Genomic DNA, 19,109 nt, shown 5'->3' with positions numbered 1-19,109 from the left:
GACCGGGAGCGCTGGCTTGTTTTTTTTGGCTCGGACTATGCGCGTTTTTTTTCTTTTGTTTTGTTTGGTCGGTTGCTTCGTCGGTTCGTCCCGGGCGCAATCGTTGGTGAAGCAGGCGGATCGACAGTTCGATCTACTGGCTTACAACAATGCTATTGACTTGTATGAACAGGCGCTTAACCGCTCGAGATTGTCACAAGAAGAGCGTCTGGCAACCTTATCAAAACTCGGCTATAGTTACCGACAGGTGCGGGATACACAAAATTCGGAACGGGTTTACCGGAGCTTATTGGAGCAACTCAAAGAACCGAAAACCGACTATCTGCCTTGCTACCTGTATTACGCGCAGGCGCTGGCTAGCAACGGAAAATACCGGGAGTCGCAGGAAATTTATGAGTTGTACAGCACCCACCAGACGAACGATCAAAGGGGGAAACAATTTTCCAGGCTATACAGCGACGTCAGCATTCTGTCGCGCAATGCTGGCAGCTACCGGATTGAGTTTTTGGAAACGAATACAACGCAGGCGGAATTCAGTCCGATGTATTACAAAAACGGTTTAGTTTTTGTCACCAACAGAAGACCCGGTAACGCACTGAAACGGGTTTTTAATTGGGATAATTCGGCTTTTCTGGACCTGTATTACCTGCCGGAGTCCACCGAAATGGGCGAAACGGTAGCTAGTCTGGGGGGGGGCTCTGCCAGCCGGAAGAAAAAGCCATTCCGGCGTCAGCGAATGCTGGGAGAGGATGACTACACCGCCCCCACGGCCAACGATACCCGGACGTTGGGCTTTTGGACGGGCAATGCAGGCCATGACCTGCCGGAACCGGAAATGGGGTCATCGGCCGGTACGCAGAAATTCAGTCGGGCATTGAATACCAAGTACCACGAGGGGCCTGTTGCTTTCACGAAGGATGGCGCTAGGGTCTTTTTTACCCGAAACAATTACAACGACGGGAAGTACCGTGAAAGCTCCGACGGTATCAATAAACTGAAGTTGTACGTGGCTGAGGAACAAAAAGGGAGTTGGAAGAATGTCCTGGAACTGCCTTTTAACAGCGATGAATATTCCACCGGACACCCGGCCCTAAGCCCGGATGATAACCTGCTTTTCTTTGCCTCCGACCGACCGGGCGGTTTTGGCGGAACTGACTTGTACGTTTCCCGGTTTTCGGACGGTACGTGGTCAGAGCCGGTCAATCTGGGCAAAGACATCAATACAAAAGGGAATGAGCTATTTCCGTTTGTCGATGATCGTGGAAACTTGTATTTCTCTTCGGATGGACACCCCGGTTTGGGCGATCTGGATATTTTCTACGCCCAGTTGACCGACAGAACCGCCGTAAAATCGGTACAAAATCTTGGCGAACCGCTTAACTCGTCGAAAGATGATTTTGGTATTGTAACCGATGGGGTCCGGATCATGGGGTACTTCAGCAGCAATCGCCTGCGCGGAGGAAGCGATGACGATATTTATCGGTTTCGGCGCGAAGGGCCTTTGTACGCGTGTCGGGAACTAACGGTTCATGTGTTTGACGGCCAAACGAAACAGCCGCTTGCCAATGCCCAACTTAATGTGGACCAACAGGATGGCCTGCGGGAAAAACGCCAGACCCAAACCGATGGCGAGGGAAATGTTCGTGTTTGCCTGGATCCGGACAGTGATTTTCGACTGGCGGCATCGATGACCGGATACTTATCCAACCGACTCGGTTTTTCAACGCGGGGGCTCTCTGACGACCAACCGCTCCGGCTGGAAATGCCACTTCACACCGCTCCGGCGCTTTCGGGGCAACCGCTTAAATCGAAAATAAGAGGACGGATTTTGACGCATACGGGTCGTCTGCCTATTGACAGCGTGGAGGTACTTTTACGGAATCTGTGCGATAGCACGGTTTCGAAGATGGTAACGGGGCCGGACGGAAGGTACGAATTTACCGTGGATCCTGGCTGTGAATACACCATCGAAGCGTTGAAAGATTGCCTGGGAACGACCGGTGCCCGCATTTCATCCGGCGCCGACTCGGCTACCAATCTGACCATGTTTCGCAAAGGCGATATCATCGAAATTCAAAACATTTATTACGACCTTGATCGGTGGGCCATTCGTCCGGACGCGGGCCGGGAACTGGATAGGCTGGTTGCGTTGATGAAAAAATACCCGGCTATGCGCATCGAAATGCGTTCGCATACCGACAGCCGGGGATCGGCAGAATACAACAAAGCTTTATCGACAAAACGGGCGCGGGCCGCCGTTACTTACCTGTCTAAAAATGGTATTGCGGGCCAGCGAACGAAAGCTACTGGCTATGGCGAAAGCGTTTTGCTGAATGATTGCAAAGACGGCGTTAAGTGTTCGGAGACTGAACAGCAGCGCAATCGCCGAACAGAAATTAAGATACTTCAGGTTGAATGAGCTTTCTTTGTACCTTCGTAGACTCAACTCTCCTTGTGAATGATTCGACAACTTGTCTGGAAGATCGCCTGCATTGCAACCTTGTTGGTAGCCGGAAGCCAAACCGTGTGGGCCCAGCGCGAAGTGCTCTATGCGCAATACTTGTCTAACCCGTTAACCATCAATCCGGCTTATACGGGAAGCCGCGAAAACCTGACCATGACGGCTATTTTTCGCCGGAAGTGGTTTAGCCTGCGGGGGCCGGGGATCGGCATCACCCAGAGTTTCGGAGCGGATGGCGCCGTGGCTGGCGGGAAAGTCGGCATCGGTCTTCAGGCGCTAAACGACCGCATGGGATTTTATTCGGCCACCGGTGTTTACGGAAGTTTGTCCTACCGCATTACCTTGCCGTCGATGGCTAAACTGTCGTTCGGAGCCTCCGGTGGTATCAACGTCATTCCCATTTATGACCCTAATAGTGTTTCAAGCATCAACCGGGCCATGCCCAGTATGGGGCTTGGCGTCTACTACGAAGCCGAACGGTTTTGGGCCGGAGTTTCGATGCCCGAAGTGGTTAGCCGCCCGATTACGTTGGCGGGCTTGCAGGGCATCCCGATCCAGCGCTACCAACGGCCTTTGTTAGTGAATCTGGGAACCCGCATCGACGCTGGTGAAAGCATCGATTTTTTGCCTTCCATTCTGCTGAACCACCAGACCGGTTATCCGCTCGGTATTGATCTGAATGCGAAATTCTGGATTGAAGAAAAATTAGGATTGGGTCTATCGTACCGGGCCAACAACAGTACCCTGATCAATACTATGAATTACTTCGTGGCTCTGGCGGAATACGAATTATCGAGCAGTGTCCGGGTTGGGTATACTTACAACAGCCAGCAGGTCGAAAATCCCTTCTATTTGCAAAAGAGCATTCACGAATTAGTGTTCCGGTACACGCCAAGTCCAGTCAAATTTCAATACAGGTAGGTCGATCGATAGTCGTTGGCTATCTGTTGGGGCGTACGCTGCTTCAGCTCTCGTTGTATGCCTATTACTATTACACCGCAAACGGATTTGCTATGAAAGTTTCCGGGTTTAGTTTTATCCGAAATGCCATTAAGTACGATTACCCGATCGTTGAAGCGATCCAGTCCGTTTTACCTCTTTGTGATGAGTTTGTGATTGCGGTGGGCCGTTCGGAAGACAATACCCTGGATTTAATACGCTCAATTCCCTCCGGGAAGATTCGAATTATAGAAACCGTCTGGGACGATACAATGCGACAGGGTGGTCGGGTGCTGGCCGTAGAAACCGACAAGGCGCTGGCCGCTGTTGCCCCGGATTCGGATTGGGCGTTTTATATCCAGGGCGACGAAGTGCTGCACGAGCAATACCTTCCTGTCGTTCAGGAGGCCATGCATCGTTACAAAGATGATTCGGCCGTTGAAGGGTTGTTGTTGCACTATCTGCACTTTTACGGTTCATACCGGTACGTAGGCGATTCGCGCCGGTGGTACCGCCGGGAGATTCGCATTGTGCGTAATACGGACAACGTAGTTTCCTACCGCGATGCGCAGGGCTTTCGCACGCGGGATAACCGCAAGCTAAATGTAAAACTTATCGAGGCAACGATGTATCATTACGGCTGGGTGAAACCGCCTGACAAACAAGTGGAAAAACTGAGCAATTTCGGCCGGTACTGGCACACCGACCAACAGATGGACAGAACGCGTCAGGAATTGCAGATGTTTGATTATAGCCACGTAGATTCGCTGGCTCTGTTCGAAGAGACGCACCCGGCTGTTATGCAAACCCGCATCAATCGAATCGACTGGCAGTTTAACTTCGATATTCGGCAAAAGAAATTGTCGGCCAAAAACCGGTTCCTAAAGTGGATCGAAAACCTGACCGGCTGGCGCCTGGGGGAATATCGGAACTACAGAATTTTGTAAACAAAAACCCCGCTTAAAGGCGGGGTTTTTGTTTTTAGTAGATGCCGCTTTTACGGTTTTACCTTCATCTTTGCCAGTGCTTCCTCATACTGCTTGGGATCGTTGCCCAGCGTTTTCTCTTTGGCGATGGCTTCCTCCTGTGTTTTGATGGCTTCCTTCTTGCGCCCCAGCTTATACAGCAAATGCGCGTACGTGTCCATGTGCATAGGCGATGGATCCAGTTCCAGCGATCGCTTCGACCAGCCAAGCGCCTGGTTGAGGGCCTTAGCGTCGGTGAGGGTTTCGTAATAAGACCAGGCGATGTTGTTGAGTTTCATGGCCACCTGCGAAGATTCCGCTTTCTTCATGTAAGCCGCCATTTTCTGAAAGTCTTCTCCTTTTTTAACCGAATCCGGTAGGAAGCTTTGCGACGTTTCGAAACGTTTGTAACCGGCTTCGTCTTTTTGGCGCAGGGCTTCCGGCGATTGTACCATCAGTTTGGTGTCTGCGTAAGTAGCAGCCAGTTGACGGTACTTGTCAGGATTTTTAGTTTGCCGGTAAAAATTCATTCGCAATTGCAGCGCCATTTCTTCGCTCATCTCCGGGGTTAACGGCCGGAAAAGGGCCGACAGTTTTTCGTTTTTAGCAATAAGCTTTTCCAGACCCTGCTCATCGTTTTTGGCAATGACTTCAGTCAAGGAGTTCTGGAGAGCCTGCTGCATATTCATGATGGCGTTCTGCCCCGTTGCCGAACCGCTCAATTTGGGAGCTTGCTCGAGCAAAATATCAAATGATTTGGAATCCGCCGACGACACGGAGCCCGCCAGCAATTCCAGGTTTTCGGGCGTGGTCCACTGGGATTCCGGAACAGTTTTCAGGTATTCATCCAGCACCATACCACTGGGTACACCCAAGAGGGTCCGCTTTTTCAAGTAAGTCGTCAGAAATTCGGGATCCCGCTTGCCGCTTTCAAATTCCTTCTCCCATTCAGCAAGCGTTTTGGGATCTTTAGCCGCTTCGATGGCCTTGTCGGCTTCGGCCAGCAGCCCGTCAATGCCACCGTAGCCAATGGCCCGGTAGATCAAATCGCCTTTTGTACTGACAAAAAGAGAGGTAGGATAAGCCGTAACCCGGAATTTTCTGGCTAGCTCGATGCCTTCACCTTTTTCCGCATCGATTTTGTAGCTGACAAAATGAGCGTTGAACTTATCACCAACTTTTGCATCCGGAAACGCTTCTTTAGACATCTTTTTGCAGGGACCACACCAAGTCGTATAGATGTCAACGAAGACTGGCTTGTTCTGACGTTGAGCCTCTGCCAGCACCTCTTTCCAGCTCCCCGTAAAAAACTTCACACCCGTAGTTTCGTCGGCATAGGTAACCGAAAATGCCAGACTGAAAACAATCGCCAATACTAATTTTTTCATGGTCAAAGCTTTAGTTGATGCTCATGCAAATTAGAGAAATTCCCGGAATAAGCTAGCTTATTCCGCTCACAAACGCAGCCGCGCGTCTGCCTGTTTATTTTTTGCGAGGCTTTCCTTTCTGTTGGGTTTCGAGTTTTTCCTCATGGCGTTCTTCGGCTTCTTCCACCGAATGTGAAGCGGTAATTTTTACATCCTTTTTCGCTTTCTCGACCAATACCGTGAAGTAGCGGTGTAACGTCCGAAGTTCCTCTTCGGATAAATCTTCTACGTTCAGAAACCGGTTGCTAGCCCCGTCCTGGGCCGCAATCAACTCGTTCATTTTGAGCTGAATAGCCATCGAATCTTTATTCTGGGATTTCTGAATCAGAAAAACCATCAAAAACGTGACAATCGTAGTACCCGTGTTGATAATCAATTGCCAGGTGTCGGAATAGTGAAAGACCGGGCCGGTGACCAGCCACACAAGGATGGTTAATAAGGCCAGCAAAAAAGCCGTAGAGCTGCCGGTGGCTTTGGTAACGGCGGTTGAAAAGTGTTCGAAATAAGCCGCAAATCCCTTCTTGTTCATGGTTGGGAGTAGAGTGAAAGATGGATGTTTTGATAAACAGGTGGGTGAATAGGAGTAGGGGTTATGGTATCAGTCGACGAGCGGTCCGGCCACTGACCGAGCTGCGGAAAACTGTCAAGAAGACACGCCGTTTGGCAATCTGCATCCGGGCCCCGCAGTAGTTGCTCCGCCAGGGAAATATCTTTAGGTTTCTGCACAATCCCGCGGTCAATGACCTTGCTGGCCCTCCGGTTCATCGGCCGCGGCAGGTAATCCATCGTGCCAAGGTGACGGCCTTCATCCTCGAAGCATGACCGGGCAAAGATGTCTTTTTCTGAATTGAATAGCAACTAGATTTTAGAGGGAGTGGGCGCGCAATCTCAACACGACCGTATGCAAAAGTTTAAATCAGGCTTCATCCCGCGTTGTTTCTTCAACAGCATCACCCTCAGAATACTACCGGAAGATCGACGGGGCGGAGGCAGAACCAAAACTGCACGGCATGTGTATGTAAAGTATGGCAAAAACTCCAGTACCTGACTTTCCCGGTCGCATAACCAACGGGCAGGAAAAATCAGAACTTTCGTGGAAAGACCGTTTTGCGGCTCTCCGAAACCTGCCCGGTTTTTTCAGGATGATCTGGCAGGCATCTCCCTCTTTGTTTTTAGGCAATGCTGCCGTTCGGCTGGTACGGGCGTCCTTACCAGCTCTGACGCTGTACATTGGTAAGCTGATCATTGACGAGGTGATCCGGTTGGCGGGCCAAACCGACGCGGATACATCCTGGATCTGGACGCTGGTAGCGGCTGAATTTGCCCTGGCTGTTTTGGCGACGGCCCTCGGACGACTGACCAGTTTGATCGACGGGCTGCTGGGCGACTTGGTAACCAACCAAACGTCCGTTCGGCTCATGGAACACGCGGCCACCCTGGACCTGGAACAATTTGAGGACGCGACGTTTTACGACAAACTCGAACGCGCCCGGCGCCAGACAACGGGCCGGTCATTTTTGCTGTCGGGTGTTTTCGGGCAGGTGCAGGAACTGATCTCCATCGGTTTTCTGGCGGCTGGTCTGGCCGTGTACAATCCGTGGTTGTTGGTTTTGCTGCTGCTGGCCGTTATTCCGGCGTTCGTCGGTGACAACTATTTCAACCAGAAAAGTTACTCCCTGTCGCGGAGCTGGACTCCCGAACGGCGCGAACTCGACTACCTGCGGTTTGTGGGGGCCAGCGACGAAACCGCCAAAGAGGTCAAGATTTTTGGCCTGTCGAACTTCCTGATCGAACGCTTCCGCAGTTTATCGTGGGAATACTACCTGAAAAACCGGGCACTGGCCATTCGCCGGGCAGGTTGGGGAACCATCCTGACGGTGATTGGTACGGCCGGTTACTACGGTGCTTACGTCTGGATTGTGGCGCGGGCGGTAAACGGGACCATCTCCATCGGTGACCTGACCTTTTTGGCGGGATCGTTCCGGCAACTGCGTTCGTCGATGGAAGGCATTCTGCTGCAATTCAGTAGTTTGACCCAGGAAGCGGTTTATTTGCAGGATTTGTTTGACTTCTTTGAAATTAAGCCGCTGATTCACTCGACCACCCAACCGCTGCCGTTTCCCAAAGAAATTCAACAGGGGTTTGTGTTTGAAAACGTGGGTTTCAAATACACCAACTCCGAACGCTGGGCGTTGCGCAACCTGAGTTTTATTCTCAAACCGGGAGAGAAACTGGCGCTGGTGGGCGAGAACGGTGCCGGAAAAACCACATTGGTCAAACTGCTGGCCCGGCTTTACGATCCGGTGGAAGGCCGGATTCTGCTCGATGGCCGGGACCTGCGCGACTATGATCTGCTCGACCTGCGCCGGAACGTCAGCGTTATTTTTCAGGACTACGTTCGCTTCAAGATGTCGGCGGGCGTCAACATCGCCGTGGGTGACATCGACGAGCGGACCAACCAGCCCCGCATCGAAACTTCCGCCCAGCGGAGTCTGGCCGATACCGTCATCGCCAAATTGCCGGGCGGGTACGAACAGCAGCTGGGTCGTAGCTTCGGCAAAGGCGTGGAACTGTCGGGCGGAGAGTGGCAGAAAGTGGCCCTGGGCCGGGCCTATATGCGCGACGCGCAGGTGCTGATTCTTGACGAACCGACCGCAGCGCTGGATGCCCGCGCCGAGTATGAGGTTTTCCAGCGGTTTGCCCGGCTAACCGAAGGCAAAACCGCCGTTATCATTTCCCACCGTTTCTCAACGGTTCGCATGGCCGACCGGATTCTGGTGCTGGAAGGCGGTCAATTACTGGAAATCGGCAGCCACAGCGAATTGCTGGAAAAGGACGGACGGTATGCCGAACTGTTTCAGTTGCAGGCGCGGGGGTATCAATAAGAAAAACCCTGATAGCTTCTGGCTCTATCAGGGTTTTTCGTCAAGCTTCCTTCGGCATGGGCCCCCGGAAGGTATCTTTTGTCTTGATTTCCGGCAGTTTCACCGGCTTGCCTTCCCGCGCCGACTGGTAAATGGCTTCCATAATTCGCTGATCCTGCAAGCCTTCTTCGCCGGGGGTGAACGGTTGTTTATTCTGCATGATACATTCCGAGAAATGATCCATTTCGGTGGCGAACTGGTTTTTCTCCGTCAATTTGGGCTGTTCGGTATGCTCAATTTTACCTTCGGCGTAAGAGGTCTGCATTTGGATGCCCTTGTACGGGAAAGCCGGGGACAACTCCATCCAGCCCCGCTCGCCGTAAACCCGGTACCGCCGGGCTTCGTGAACACCGTAGTGGGTGGCGCAGTTGGCATAGACGCCACTCGGAAATTTCATCTGCCACGACATGAGTTCTTCCACCTCCCGGAACCGCGGGTCGCCGGGAGTACTGTACTGGTAGCCAAATACCTCAGTGGGTTCTTCTCCCAGCAGGTAACGGATCGTGTTCAGGCAGTACAGACCAATGTCGGGCAGCGCACCACCGCCCGCCAGCGCCTTGATGTGCCGCCAGTGCTGCGGGTTAGCCGAGTTCTGATTGTTGACGGCTTCGATAAATTTTACCGTACCGTACTTCCGATCCTGCACCATTTGCCGGATCATGCGGTTGTTTGGTTCGTACTGAATCCGGTAGGCCACCATTAGTTTCCGGTCGGCTTTCTTGCAGGCATCGATCATGGCCTGGCATTCCTGCACCGAATTGGCCATCGGTTTTTCGCAAAGAATGTGTTTGCCGGCCTGCGCCCCCCGAATGGTGTACTCCGCGTGCATGGAGTTGGGCAGAACAATGTAAACGGCCTGTACTTCTTTATTATCCTTTAACTTGTCGTAATCCTGGTAGCTGTAACAACTTTCTGGCTTAATCCCGTACTGTTGCGCCACTTTTCGCATTTTTTCCGAACTTCCGCTGACCAGCGCCACCACCTTTGATTTTTTGCTTTCAGCAAACGCCGGTAGAAGTTCATCCAGCGACAAATGACCCAGACCCACAATGGCGTATCCCACGCGCTGATCGTTGGGTAACGGTGCCGGTGTGTCGGTTTCTTTCTCGGTTTTGGCTTTCCATTCTTCCAGTTGAATGGGTTCCTCCGGGCTGCCGGGAACTTTGGCGGGCGGGGTTTGCCAGGGAGAGGACGGTACGCGCGTACCATCGGATGACGTGTAGACCGTCGATTGGGAACCACCCGGTGATCGCCCGGTGCGGCAGGCAGCGGCTAAACTGCCAACAACCCCGGCGGTAATGCCCCGTCCGGCCCACTGTAAAAATTGTTGACGCGAGACTTCTTCGGGGACACGGCCTTGTACCCACTCAATAAACTGATCCAGTTGCTTCATAAACGTAGAGTTGATAATGCGCTACGGATGCAACCGACCGTTGAAAGGCATTGTTTGCTCTAGAGCAGAAAACCCATGAAGAGTCCGCAAATGATGAGTATGTAGGGCGGGATCTTGGAGTATTCCAGGAGGAGAATAGTCGCGACCACCACCAGAACCGACGGCCATTGGTCCGACATGGGCTGGAAAAGTGAAAAAGCCGCGGCAATGGTCAGGCCGGTGCTGGTTGCGTTGATGCCCTCCAGCGACGCCCGCACGGCGCGGTACCGTTTCAATTGATTCCAGAAGCGGTAAACAAAGAAGATGAAAAACGTGCCGGGCAGAAAGATGCCCGCAGCGGCCATTAAACCGCCGAGTAACTGGCCGCTCCAGCCGTCGCTGCGGAGGGACAAAGCACCAATGTAGGAAGCAAACGAAAACGTGGGGCCGGGCGTTGCCTGCACAATGGCCAAACCAGACAGAAATTCCTGCCGGGTGAGGTAGTGTTTGAATTCGACGAACTCGTTGTAGAGCATGGGCGTCAGCACCTGCCCCCCCCCGAACACCAGACTGCCGTTGCGGTAAAAGTTCTCGAAAATCCGGATGGGCAGCGACTGCGTAACCGCCCCCAGAATAGCCGCACCGATCAGCACCCCCAGCCACAGAAAAAAGTTGGCCCATTGAATCCGGATGGGCGTCTTTTCCATCATGATCTGCTTCTCGTACGAAAAAGCCGTGGTCAGCCCCCCCGCCACAATCACGACGGGCGTAATGTAGGGCGACGGGAAAGCGTAAGCCGTTAAGGCGGATATAATGGCCAGAACCAGGCCCATCTGGTTATGAATTACTTTTCGGGCAATACGGTAACCGGCCACAATCAGAAAGCCGACGGCCATTGGCTGGATGAAACGGGTAAAAGCCAGCGAAATCGAGCGCTGCTGAACGTAATACATTCCAATCGCAACGGCGGTCATGAGCAAAACGCCCGGCAGCATCCAGACCAGCAGCGTCAGGTAAGCCAGGTTGGGGCCGCCAATTTTAAAGCCCAGCGCCGTAATGGTTTGCGTAGAGGTGGGACCGGGCAAAATCTGACAGAGCGCGTTCAGTTCCATCAGTTCTTCTTCGGTCAGGTAGCGCCGTTTGGTAACCAGCCGGTCGAGCATCATGGCCAGGTGAACCTGCGGACCGCCAAACGTGGTGCAGGCCAGAATCAAAACATCTTTCAGAAAAATAAAGTAGCGTATGCGCCTTACCGGGGCGATGGGGGGGGAGAGGGTAGAAAGGTAAGAAGCCATACACGGATTTTCTTGGTGAACGGTTTGCTAAACGGCCGGTCCTGACAGAACGACGGCCATTCCGTTAACTCAAAGGGCAATTTGCGGTTCTTATCGTTGAGTGAAAGGGGCTCTTTTTGCAGGCACCATCTATCGAACTGATTGCCTGATCCTTAAAGTAAAAATGTCGCACTACGATGACGTTGAGCGGAAACTGCAAACATCGGATCGCAATGCGACAAGATAGAACCGTTTAATCGAATTATTGATGCCAACGATTAATTCTTTTTCAGCCCAAGTTCCCGCAGCCGTTCGTCCAGGAACGCACCGGCGGTCATGTCTTCGTAAATCTTGGGGTGCTCGGTCGTTATGCAGGTTTCGAGGCAGGTCAGGTCCATATCGCCCCGGGGGTGCATGAAGAACGGAATTGAATACCGGGGACTGTTCATTTTTTCGCGGGGCGGATTGACCACCCGGTGAATCGTCGATTTCAGTTTGTGGTTGGTCAGCCGGTCGAGCATGTCACCGACGTTCACAATAATCTGGTCGGGCAGGGCCGTGATGGCAATCCACTGCCCGTCGCGACGCAGCACTTCCAGCCCCTCGGCGCTGGCGCCCATCAGGAGCGTTATCAGGTTGATGTCGCCGTGGGCAGCTGCGCGAACGGCACCGTCCGGCACCAGATTGGGGTCCAGCGGGAAGTAGTGAATTGCCCGCAGGATGCTGTCGCCGTGGTCGACCTTGTCTTCAAAGTAATCCTCGGGCAGTTCCAGGTACAGCGCAATGGCCCGCAGGAGCATCCGACCCGCCTGTTCCAGCGTGCGGTACGTAGCCAGCGTGTTTTCTTTAAAATCCGGAAATTCGTCGGGAAAGACGTTGTCCGGCATTCCGTTGATGGGGTCTGGCTGGCCGATGTGATAAAATTCCTTTAAATCGGCAACTTTAAAGCCCTTGGCGGTTTCCTTGTTTTTGCCGACGTAGCCCCGCTGGCCGTGGAGCTCGGGAAATTCGTATTGCTGTTTAGTTGATGTATCGGCCGAGAAAAACGCCTTTACCGAGTCGTATAAATTGGTCGTCAGCTCATCGGTTAAACCGTGGTTTTTGATGGCGACAAAGCCGATGTTGTTGAAAGCGGCCCCCAGATCCTGGACAAACTTTGCTTTCCGGTCCGGATCGTCAGATTTAAAATCGGCCAGGTCCAGCGACGGAATCTGGTCGTATAAAATATCGCTCATGATGTTGATGTCGTTCGTGTAACTGACCGCAAATTTACAAAAAAAAGGCTTTCAGGTTTACCGGTAGTCAGGCTTACCGCAAGGACCCTTTCCCCGCGAAACCCCAAACCGGTAAACCTGAAAGCCCGATACCAACCTGATTAGGCTTTCACGGCGGCATTGTATAACTCGTTGACCTTATTCCAGTTAACAACGTTCCAGAAGGCCGTTACGTAGTCGGGCCGACGGTTCTGGTATTTCAGGTAATAAGCATGCTCCCACACGTCCAGACCCAAAATTGGCGTGCCTTTTTTCTCGGCCAGCGCCATCAGCGGGTTGTCCTGGTTGGGAGTAGAAGTAATTTCGATATCTTTTCCGTTGACGACCAGCCACGCCCAGCCGGAGCCAAACCGGCCCGCAGCCGCCTTGCCGAATTCTTCCTTGAACTTGTCGAAAGAACCAAATTTTTTATTGATGGCGTCCGACAGGTTGCCCGATGGCTGTTTGCCACCGCTGGCACCCAGAATATTCCAGAAAAAGGTATGATTCCAGTGACCACCGCCGTTGTTGCGGACGGCTGCCGGGGTACCACTGTCAATTTTCTTCACCAGTTCGTCAATCGACAGCGATGCCATGGCCGTACCGGCAACGGCTTTGTTCAGATTATCGACGTAGGCCTTGTGGTGCTTACCGTGGTGAATTTCCATTGTTTGCTTGTCGATGTGCGGTTCGAGCGCACCCGCGTCAAACGGCAAGGGGGGAAGTTTAAAAGGGCCTTCAGCCTGGGTTAGTCCGCCGAAAGCGGATGATTGCAACGCTTTCAGGGTTAGGACACTGCCAAAAGCCAGCTTTAAGAACTCACTGCGATTCATATCCAAATGGTTTGAGGTGAGATACTTGGTTTGTTGAAGAACACGCCGAAAACGGCAATGTTTTCGTCAGGCGCAAAGAAAGCGACTTTTTCGTAACAATTAGAGCCGATGCCAATTTCCGTTCGCTCAAGAGGGGGATTTCGATGACTGCCAAACAAACGGAGTTCTCTATTTTTGCCCGACAGTAAACAACTCCTGAAATGAATCGTTTTTCGTTCCTGCTGATGGCAGTCCTCTCGGTGGCCTTTAGCTGCTGCGTGCATCCGAAAGCTTATTCGCCCGCGACGGGCCGAATTCGCACGGTTTCCCTTCCAACTTCAACGGCCCACCTGGAAAGGGGCCGCTACCTGGCCAATCACGTTGCCGTCTGCATGGATTGCCATTCTAAACGCGATTATAACCGGCTGGCCGGACCGGTAATAGCCGGAACGGTCGGCGGTGGGGGCGCGGAGTTCGGTAAAAACTACGGTTTGCCCGGTACGTATTACGCCAAAAACATCACCCCGTTTGCCCTCAAAAGCTGGAGCGACACCGAACTGCTGCTGGCGATTACAGCGGGTGTTTCCAGAAACGGCAAATCGCTGTTTCCGCTGATGCCCTACGCGAACTACGGAAAGATGGACGAGAACGATGCCCTGGCGATTTTGGCATACCTGCGCACGCTCGAACCGGTGGAAAATGCTGTTCCCGAATCCAAACCAACAGGACCGCTGAAACTGGCGATGAAGATGATGCCGCACAAAGCCCGTTTTCAGCCGGTGCCGAAGGCGGAAAACGGCGCTGAATACGGCCGGTATCTGGTTACGATGGCCGGCTGCGCCGATTGCCACACGAAACGGGCGATGGGCGGGCTGGTCAAAAAAGCTGCGTTTGCCGGAGGAACGGAAATCACGATGGCGGGCGGCACCCTGCGGTCGGCCAACATTACACCGGATGTCGAAACCGGCATTGGCGCCTGGACGAAAGAGGCTTTTATCCGTCGCTTCAAAACCTTCGATCCGGCGACCTTTAACGCGCCGGAAGTCCGCAATGGGTATAATACCGTCATGCCGTGGTCGATGTACGCCGGAATGTCGGAGCAGGATCTGGGGGCAATTTATGAGTACCTGAAAACCGTCAGACCGGTGCGCAACCGAGTGGAGGTGTTTGTGAGCAATAAAAGATAAAAACCCATCGACTGGGCCGTGCAGGTCGCCCTGCGCAGGTTCAATCGGTGGGTTTGGGTTCGTTTACTCGTAGGAAATCCGGCTGAGGATACTCCGGCCCAGCGTTACCTCGTCGGCGTATTCGAGATCACCGCCAATCGGGACGCCCCGGGCGATGGTCGAAATCTTAACGGGAAACGTTTTAAGCTTTTTCTGAAGGTAAAAAGCCGTTGTATCGCCCTCCATCGTTGGGCTCAGGGCCAGAATAACTTCCTTGATTGCATCCCCGTCCGGATCGCGGAGCCGATCAACCAGCGACTCGATGTGCAGGTCGCTGGGGCCGACGCCTTCCACGGGCGAAATGATGCCGCCCAGCACGTGGTACATGCCTTTGTATTGCGCCGTATTCTCAATAGCGAGCACGTCACGCGTGTCCTCGACGACACAAATGAGCGAACGGTCGCGTTTGTGGCTGGCGCAGATGCTGCACAGGTCGTTGTCCGACAGGTTATGGCACTTGCGGCAGTGTTTTACCTTCGACCGCATGGCCACCAGCGATTCGGCCAGGCTCTGGGTTTGTTCTTCATCCCGCTTCAACAAATGCAGCACCAGCCGGAGTGCGGTTTTTTTACCGATACCCGGCAGTTTGGATACTTCGTTAACGGCGTCTTCTATCAATTTGGAAGGAAACTCCATTCAGATAACGATGAGTTATGAATTATGAATGAGCTGACGCATTGACCGCGCGGACGGTCCCGCCATAATTCATCATTTTGTTGGTTTTATTTCAAAACTTCCGCGGAAATGCCACGGCGGCAGATTTCGTTGCGCTTGGGAACAAGCTCTTCCCAGGACCCGTTTTTAACCCGGCATTTTCCCTTATAGTGGATAATGATCGTGCATTGTTCGGCCTGCTCGGGGGTATGGTCACACACGTCAATAAGCGTATCAATGACGTGATCGAAGGTATTTACATCGTCGTTGAAAACCACCAGATTAAACAGATCGGTGTCAATGACTTCTTCCAATACCTCGACATCGTTTTCTTCGAACGGTTGCATTACACGAAATTTCTTGTTTGATTAGCAAATTTACGAAATTTTGGCCGCTTTTACCACGTTTTTTTAAAGCTGTGGAATAACATAAACCGCCAGAATAATAACCCATCGTTTACCTAAAAAGTTGCCGCCGACGGTATGAATCCCAACATCGCGTTAACCATATTAATCGCCTACTTTGCCATGCTCATTCTGGTGTCGTGGTACACCGCCAGAGGGGCCGATACAAACACATTTTTCACGGCTAACCGGCAGACTCCCTGGTACTTGGTAGCGTTTGCGATGATCGGTACCTCCCTGTCAGGGGTGACGTTTATTTCGGTGCCGGGCGCCGTCGGCGCAAAGGCGTTTTCTTATTTCCAGGTGATACTCGGCAACATCGTCGGCTACTACGTCATTGCGACGGTTCTGATGCCGCTCTACTACCGGATGAACCTGATTTCCATTTACGGCTACCTCGAAAAACGGTTTGGATTCTGGTCGTATAAAACCGGAGCGGGTTTTTTTCTGCTGGCCCGGACGGTGGGCTCGGCCATCCGGCTCTACATTGCGGCCGGGGTGCTGCAAATTGCCATTTTCAACAGTTTCGACATCCCGTTTGAAGTATCGGTTGCCATCACGATTTTGCTGATCTGGCTGTACACCTTCAAAGGGGGCGTTAAAACCATCATCGTGACCGACACGCTCCAGACTACTTTTCTGGTCACCGCCGTCGTGCTGACAATCATACTGATCTCGCGGGAGCTGGGGCTGGGCTTCGGCGAGATGGTTTCCACAATTTCCCAAAGCGACTACTCCCAAATCTTTTTCTGGGATGCCAACGACCCTAAAAACTTCTTCAAACAGTTTATCTCCGGCGTGTTTATCGCCATTGTGATGACGGGTCTGGATCAGGATCTGATGCAGAAAAACCTGACCTGCAAGAACATCGGAGAAGCTCAGAAAAACATGCTCTGGTTTACGGTAACGTTCTCCATTGTGGTTTTTCTGTTTTTGTCGCTGGGGGCGTTGCTCTACATTTACGCCAATAGCAAGGGCATTGCGACGCCCGCCAAAACCGATGATCTGTACCCGATGCTGGCGCTCAATCACTTCGGGATGGTAGTCGGCATCACGTTCTTGCTGGGCATCACGGCGGCCACCTACGCCAGTTCCGACTCTGCCCTGACGGCATTGACAACTTCGTTCTGCATCGACTTTATGAACGTGGAAAACCGGCCGGAAACCGAGCGGGCCCGCATCAAGCACTGGGTTCACATCGGGTTTTCAATCCTGTTTTTCGTGGTGATCATTATCTTCAACCGGCTGAACAGCCAGGACGTCGTGACGGCGGTTTTCGATCTGGCGGGTTATACCTACGGGCCACTGCTGGGTCTGTATGCGTTCGGGCTGTTTACCAACCGCCCCGTTCGCGACGGTTGGGTACCACTGATCTGTCTCGCTTCCCCTTTTCTGACGTTGTTCGTCAACAACCACTCTGCGGAGTGGTTTGACGGGTATAAATTTGGTTTTGAGCGCCTGGTGCTCAATGGCGTGTTTACCTTCCTCGGTTTGTGGGCTGTGTCGCGCAGGAAACCCGTTAACGAGCCGGTAGCGGTATAGGGCCGGATCGGAAACAATCGCCAATGCAATTTGATCCTGACAATAAAATAATAAGCTTTGTAATTAGAACTGAATCGGGAAAGAGCCGCACGGAGAACACCGGATGTTTTAGCGCTACGGACGGTCCCAAAGGATTTTAACCCAGAGCCTGTAAGCAGGAAAGATCGTGCCGGCGGTTTGTGAGGAGTACGTCAATGAAAGCAGATTATGACCATGAAACAGATCATCATACTAAGTATAACTTTCTTGTTGGCCGTAACCGTGGCCTTCGGTCAGAAAAACGTACCGGTCAAAAGCACCTGGACGACGGCCACAACCTTTGCCGACCAGCCGACCGTTGGTAGCAACTCGCCGGGTGAAGTTTATCTGGAAAACGCCAAAATTCACGCTCTGGCTACCAACAACGCCGACAAACTGTTTCTGACCATTCAATTGAGCAACGACTCGGATCAGTTTAAATCCCTGTTGTTTGGAAGCACCATCTGGCTCGATCAGAAGAGCAAGAAAAAATCCCGGCGCGGGATTCAGTTTCCGTTGCCCGAAGAAATGGACCCCGCTACCGGAAAGCCCCTGTCGATGGCCGCCCAGACTGGTCCCACGGATCGCGGCACGATGATGAAACAGTTGATCAGCCGGAAAATTGAAATGAAACTGATCCACCTGGTAGCTGAAGACGAAATGCTGGTATCGGCCACGGGCGACCCCTCCGGCATCACGGGGAAAATTGAAGAAAAAGCCGGTCGGCTGGTGTATCAACTGGCCATTCCGCTGGCCCTGATCGACGGAAAACCGGGGTCGGATACTCCGCTGGCGATTGCTTTTGAAACCGGGGTGCCGGAAAAACCTAAACAAACGGCTTCTGATGCCGGAAGCATGAGTGGCATGGGCGGGATGTACGGCGGTGGCATGTACGGTCGGCGCGGGATGTACGGTGGAGGTCGGGGATTCAGCGGACCGACCGTTTCACCAACCCGGTTTGCACTAACCGTTCAGTTGGCAACTCCCTAGCTGGTTAGCGCAAAATTTTTACATTTAGTAGAAAATTTCCAAGGAAACTGTATATTTGAATAAAATTTTCCAAACAAAAGGTTTGTGAAACGGTTTGTCTCCTTCAGTTTGTTCGTCATCCTGCTCTATCACATGATGGGGCAGCTACTGGTGCTGCTCAGTGTGCAGTGGCAGGAGGAGCACGAATTGTCGGAACGATTGACCGTTTATTCGTCAGTTGACCACATCGTTGAGTTTCAGATTCCCCTCCAAAAACACCCCAATGAAGCCATTCTGACCCAACAAAAGCAGGAAGGATTCAAATACCGGGGGAGCTACTACGAAATCGTCAACCTGGACGTGTCCGGCGATACGCTGCACATTACCGGCTACGTCAACCAAACCAAATCGTTTTTCCAGCGGGATCTGCTTTCGTTTGTCAAGGAGCAATTCGCGACCGGTACGTCCGAATCGGCCAAGAAAGCCAGCAACCTGCTTAAATTACTGCTGAAAGAATATTCTCCCATCAGCCGCGCCCGAACCTGGTTCTTTCTCTACGACTGGACCGAGAAAGCCGTGCGCATTCCTTCGTTTATTTCCTGTCTGTCAACCCGGAGTCTGCCGGTTTTTTCCCCGCCCCCTGAGGTTTTGTCCTGAATGAATTGCGCGAGAACTGCAAACGGCCTGTGGTGGCGCTAAGCCATTAGGTTGGTTGCCCGTATTCCGTTCTCTCGCCTGCAACAGCCACCAATCGGGTTTGCCACGCCATCAGCGCACGCGTCTGACGGTGGTGCCGGTTTGGTACTTTCATTCAATTCCTGTTCATAAGCGATTTTCTCGAATTGCCGGTAGGGCTATCCCCGTCATAC

Annotated in this window: 16 protein-coding genes; 8 read left to right on the top strand and 8 right to left on the bottom strand. The window is 52.6% G+C overall.

Features of this window, described 5'->3' with window-relative positions; all coding sequences use genetic code 11:
- Positions 1-37 precede the first annotated feature (37 nt).
- From OQ371_RS00945 to OQ371_RS00935, 3 genes are all read left to right on the top strand, one after another.
- The gene (locus tag OQ371_RS00945) at positions 38-2,419 is read left to right on the top strand and encodes an OmpA family protein (RefSeq protein ID WP_265991755.1); all 2,382 of its coding nucleotides are present in this window, start codon (positions 38-40) and stop codon (positions 2,417-2,419) included.
- Positions 2,420-2,458: 39 nt separating this feature from the next.
- Entirely contained in the window at positions 2,459-3,382 is a 924-nt protein-coding gene (locus OQ371_RS00940) for a PorP/SprF family type IX secretion system membrane protein (protein WP_265991753.1), read from the top strand.
- A gap of 92 nt (positions 3,383-3,474) precedes the next feature.
- Entirely contained in the window at positions 3,475-4,347 is an 873-nt protein-coding gene (locus tag OQ371_RS00935) for a glycosyltransferase family protein (RefSeq protein ID WP_265991751.1), read from the top strand.
- A gap of 50 nt (positions 4,348-4,397) precedes the next feature.
- Here the strand turns inward: OQ371_RS00935 and OQ371_RS00930 are convergent, their stop codons facing one another.
- Both OQ371_RS00930 and OQ371_RS00925 read right to left on the bottom strand, forming a co-directional pair.
- Positions 4,398-5,753, bottom strand: a complete 1,356-nt coding sequence (locus OQ371_RS00930) for a thioredoxin fold domain-containing protein (protein ID WP_265991750.1) — start codon at positions 5,751-5,753, stop codon at positions 4,398-4,400.
- Positions 5,754-5,847: 94 nt separating this feature from the next.
- Positions 5,848-6,321 (bottom strand): low affinity iron permease family protein, encoded by a 474-nt coding sequence (locus OQ371_RS00925; protein WP_265991748.1) that lies wholly within the window; start codon positions 6,319-6,321, stop codon positions 5,848-5,850.
- Between the two features lie 496 nt (positions 6,322-6,817).
- Between OQ371_RS00925 and OQ371_RS00920 the strand changes: the two genes are divergently transcribed.
- Positions 6,818-8,677 carry an ABC transporter ATP-binding protein gene (locus tag OQ371_RS00920; RefSeq protein WP_265991746.1) on the top strand — a complete coding sequence of 620 codons (1,860 nt, stop codon included), beginning with the start codon at positions 6,818-6,820 and terminating at the stop codon, positions 8,675-8,677.
- Between the two features lie 40 nt (positions 8,678-8,717).
- Here OQ371_RS00920 and OQ371_RS00915 read toward each other — a convergent pair whose 3' ends face one another.
- The 4 genes from OQ371_RS00915 to OQ371_RS00900 form a co-directional block, all read right to left on the bottom strand.
- Entirely contained in the window at positions 8,718-10,109 is a 1,392-nt protein-coding gene (locus OQ371_RS00915; protein WP_265991745.1) for a Gfo/Idh/MocA family protein, read from the bottom strand.
- Between the two features lie 59 nt (positions 10,110-10,168).
- On the bottom strand, positions 10,169-11,383 hold the full coding sequence (chrA, locus tag OQ371_RS00910; protein WP_265991743.1) for a chromate efflux transporter: 1,215 nt from the start codon (positions 11,381-11,383) through the stop codon (positions 10,169-10,171).
- Positions 11,384-11,640: 257 nt separating this feature from the next.
- The gene (locus tag OQ371_RS00905) at positions 11,641-12,597 is read right to left on the bottom strand and encodes an isopenicillin N synthase family dioxygenase (RefSeq protein ID WP_265991742.1); all 957 of its coding nucleotides are present in this window, start codon (positions 12,595-12,597) and stop codon (positions 11,641-11,643) included.
- A gap of 140 nt (positions 12,598-12,737) precedes the next feature.
- On the bottom strand, positions 12,738-13,448 hold the full coding sequence (locus OQ371_RS00900) for a superoxide dismutase (protein WP_265991741.1): 711 nt from the start codon (positions 13,446-13,448) through the stop codon (positions 12,738-12,740).
- A 200-nt stretch (positions 13,449-13,648) separates the two neighbouring features.
- On the opposite strand from OQ371_RS00900, the gene OQ371_RS00895 reads away from it, so the two are divergent.
- On the top strand, positions 13,649-14,614 hold the full coding sequence (locus OQ371_RS00895) for a c-type cytochrome (protein ID WP_265991740.1): 966 nt from the start codon (positions 13,649-13,651) through the stop codon (positions 14,612-14,614).
- A gap of 63 nt (positions 14,615-14,677) precedes the next feature.
- Here the strand turns inward: OQ371_RS00895 and recR are convergent, their stop codons facing one another.
- Both recR and OQ371_RS00885 read right to left on the bottom strand, forming a co-directional pair.
- Entirely contained in the window at positions 14,678-15,289 is a 612-nt protein-coding gene (recR, locus tag OQ371_RS00890; protein ID WP_265991738.1) for a recombination mediator RecR, read from the bottom strand.
- 86 nt (positions 15,290-15,375) lie between these two features.
- Positions 15,376-15,654 carry an ATP-dependent Clp protease adaptor ClpS gene (locus OQ371_RS00885; protein ID WP_111629701.1) on the bottom strand — a complete coding sequence of 93 codons (279 nt, stop codon included), beginning with the start codon at positions 15,652-15,654 and terminating at the stop codon, positions 15,376-15,378.
- 135 nt (positions 15,655-15,789) lie between these two features.
- On the opposite strand from OQ371_RS00885, the gene OQ371_RS00880 reads away from it, so the two are divergent.
- The 3 genes from OQ371_RS00880 (at position 15,790) to OQ371_RS00870 (ending at position 18,897) form a co-directional block, all read left to right on the top strand.
- Positions 15,790-17,253 carry a sodium:solute symporter gene (locus tag OQ371_RS00880; RefSeq protein WP_265991735.1) on the top strand — a complete coding sequence of 488 codons (1,464 nt, stop codon included), beginning with the start codon at positions 15,790-15,792 and terminating at the stop codon, positions 17,251-17,253.
- Between the two features lie 213 nt (positions 17,254-17,466).
- On the top strand, positions 17,467-18,261 hold the full coding sequence (locus tag OQ371_RS00875; protein ID WP_265991734.1) for a hypothetical protein: 795 nt from the start codon (positions 17,467-17,469) through the stop codon (positions 18,259-18,261).
- Positions 18,262-18,345: 84 nt separating this feature from the next.
- On the top strand, positions 18,346-18,897 hold the full coding sequence (locus tag OQ371_RS00870; RefSeq protein ID WP_265991733.1) for a hypothetical protein: 552 nt from the start codon (positions 18,346-18,348) through the stop codon (positions 18,895-18,897).
- The last annotated feature ends 212 nt before the right edge of the window (positions 18,898-19,109 follow it).

This window comes from Larkinella insperata (assembly GCF_026248825.1).
Classification (GTDB): domain Bacteria; phylum Bacteroidota; class Bacteroidia; order Cytophagales; family Spirosomataceae; genus Larkinella; species Larkinella insperata.
Note: the sequence above shows the minus strand (reverse complement) of the source record. Positions and strands in the feature narration are given on the sequence as shown.

Excerpts from the sequence above, each read along its gene's own strand:
- recR (WP_265991738.1), bottom strand. The coding sequence starts at position 15,289 with ATGGAGTTTCCTTCCAAATTGATAGAAGACGCCGTTAACGAAGTATCC.
- OQ371_RS00900 (WP_265991741.1), bottom strand. The coding sequence starts at position 13,448 with ATGAATCGCAGTGAGTTCTTAAAGCTGGCTTTTGGCAGTGTCCTAACC.
- OQ371_RS00885 (WP_111629701.1), bottom strand. The coding sequence starts at position 15,654 with ATGCAACCGTTCGAAGAAAACGATGTCGAGGTATTGGAAGAAGTCATT.
- OQ371_RS00875 (WP_265991734.1), top strand. The coding sequence starts at position 17,467 with ATGAAACAGATCATCATACTAAGTATAACTTTCTTGTTGGCCGTAACC.
- OQ371_RS00925 (WP_265991748.1), bottom strand. The coding sequence starts at position 6,321 with ATGAACAAGAAGGGATTTGCGGCTTATTTCGAACACTTTTCAACCGCC.
- OQ371_RS00930 (WP_265991750.1), bottom strand. The coding sequence starts at position 5,753 with ATGAAAAAATTAGTATTGGCGATTGTTTTCAGTCTGGCATTTTCGGTT.
- OQ371_RS00935 (WP_265991751.1), top strand. The coding sequence starts at position 3,475 with ATGAAAGTTTCCGGGTTTAGTTTTATCCGAAATGCCATTAAGTACGAT.
- OQ371_RS00880 (WP_265991735.1), top strand. The coding sequence starts at position 15,790 with ATGAATCCCAACATCGCGTTAACCATATTAATCGCCTACTTTGCCATG.
- chrA (WP_265991743.1), bottom strand. The coding sequence starts at position 11,383 with ATGGCTTCTTACCTTTCTACCCTCTCCCCCCCCATCGCCCCGGTAAGG.
- OQ371_RS00945 (WP_265991755.1), top strand. The coding sequence starts at position 38 with ATGCGCGTTTTTTTTCTTTTGTTTTGTTTGGTCGGTTGCTTCGTCGGT.
- OQ371_RS00895 (WP_265991740.1), top strand. The coding sequence starts at position 13,649 with ATGAATCGTTTTTCGTTCCTGCTGATGGCAGTCCTCTCGGTGGCCTTT.
- OQ371_RS00920 (WP_265991746.1), top strand. The coding sequence starts at position 6,818 with ATGGCAAAAACTCCAGTACCTGACTTTCCCGGTCGCATAACCAACGGG.
- OQ371_RS00940 (WP_265991753.1), top strand. The coding sequence starts at position 2,459 with ATGATTCGACAACTTGTCTGGAAGATCGCCTGCATTGCAACCTTGTTG.
- OQ371_RS00915 (WP_265991745.1), bottom strand. The coding sequence starts at position 10,109 with ATGAAGCAACTGGATCAGTTTATTGAGTGGGTACAAGGCCGTGTCCCC.
- OQ371_RS00905 (WP_265991742.1), bottom strand. The coding sequence starts at position 12,597 with ATGAGCGATATTTTATACGACCAGATTCCGTCGCTGGACCTGGCCGAT.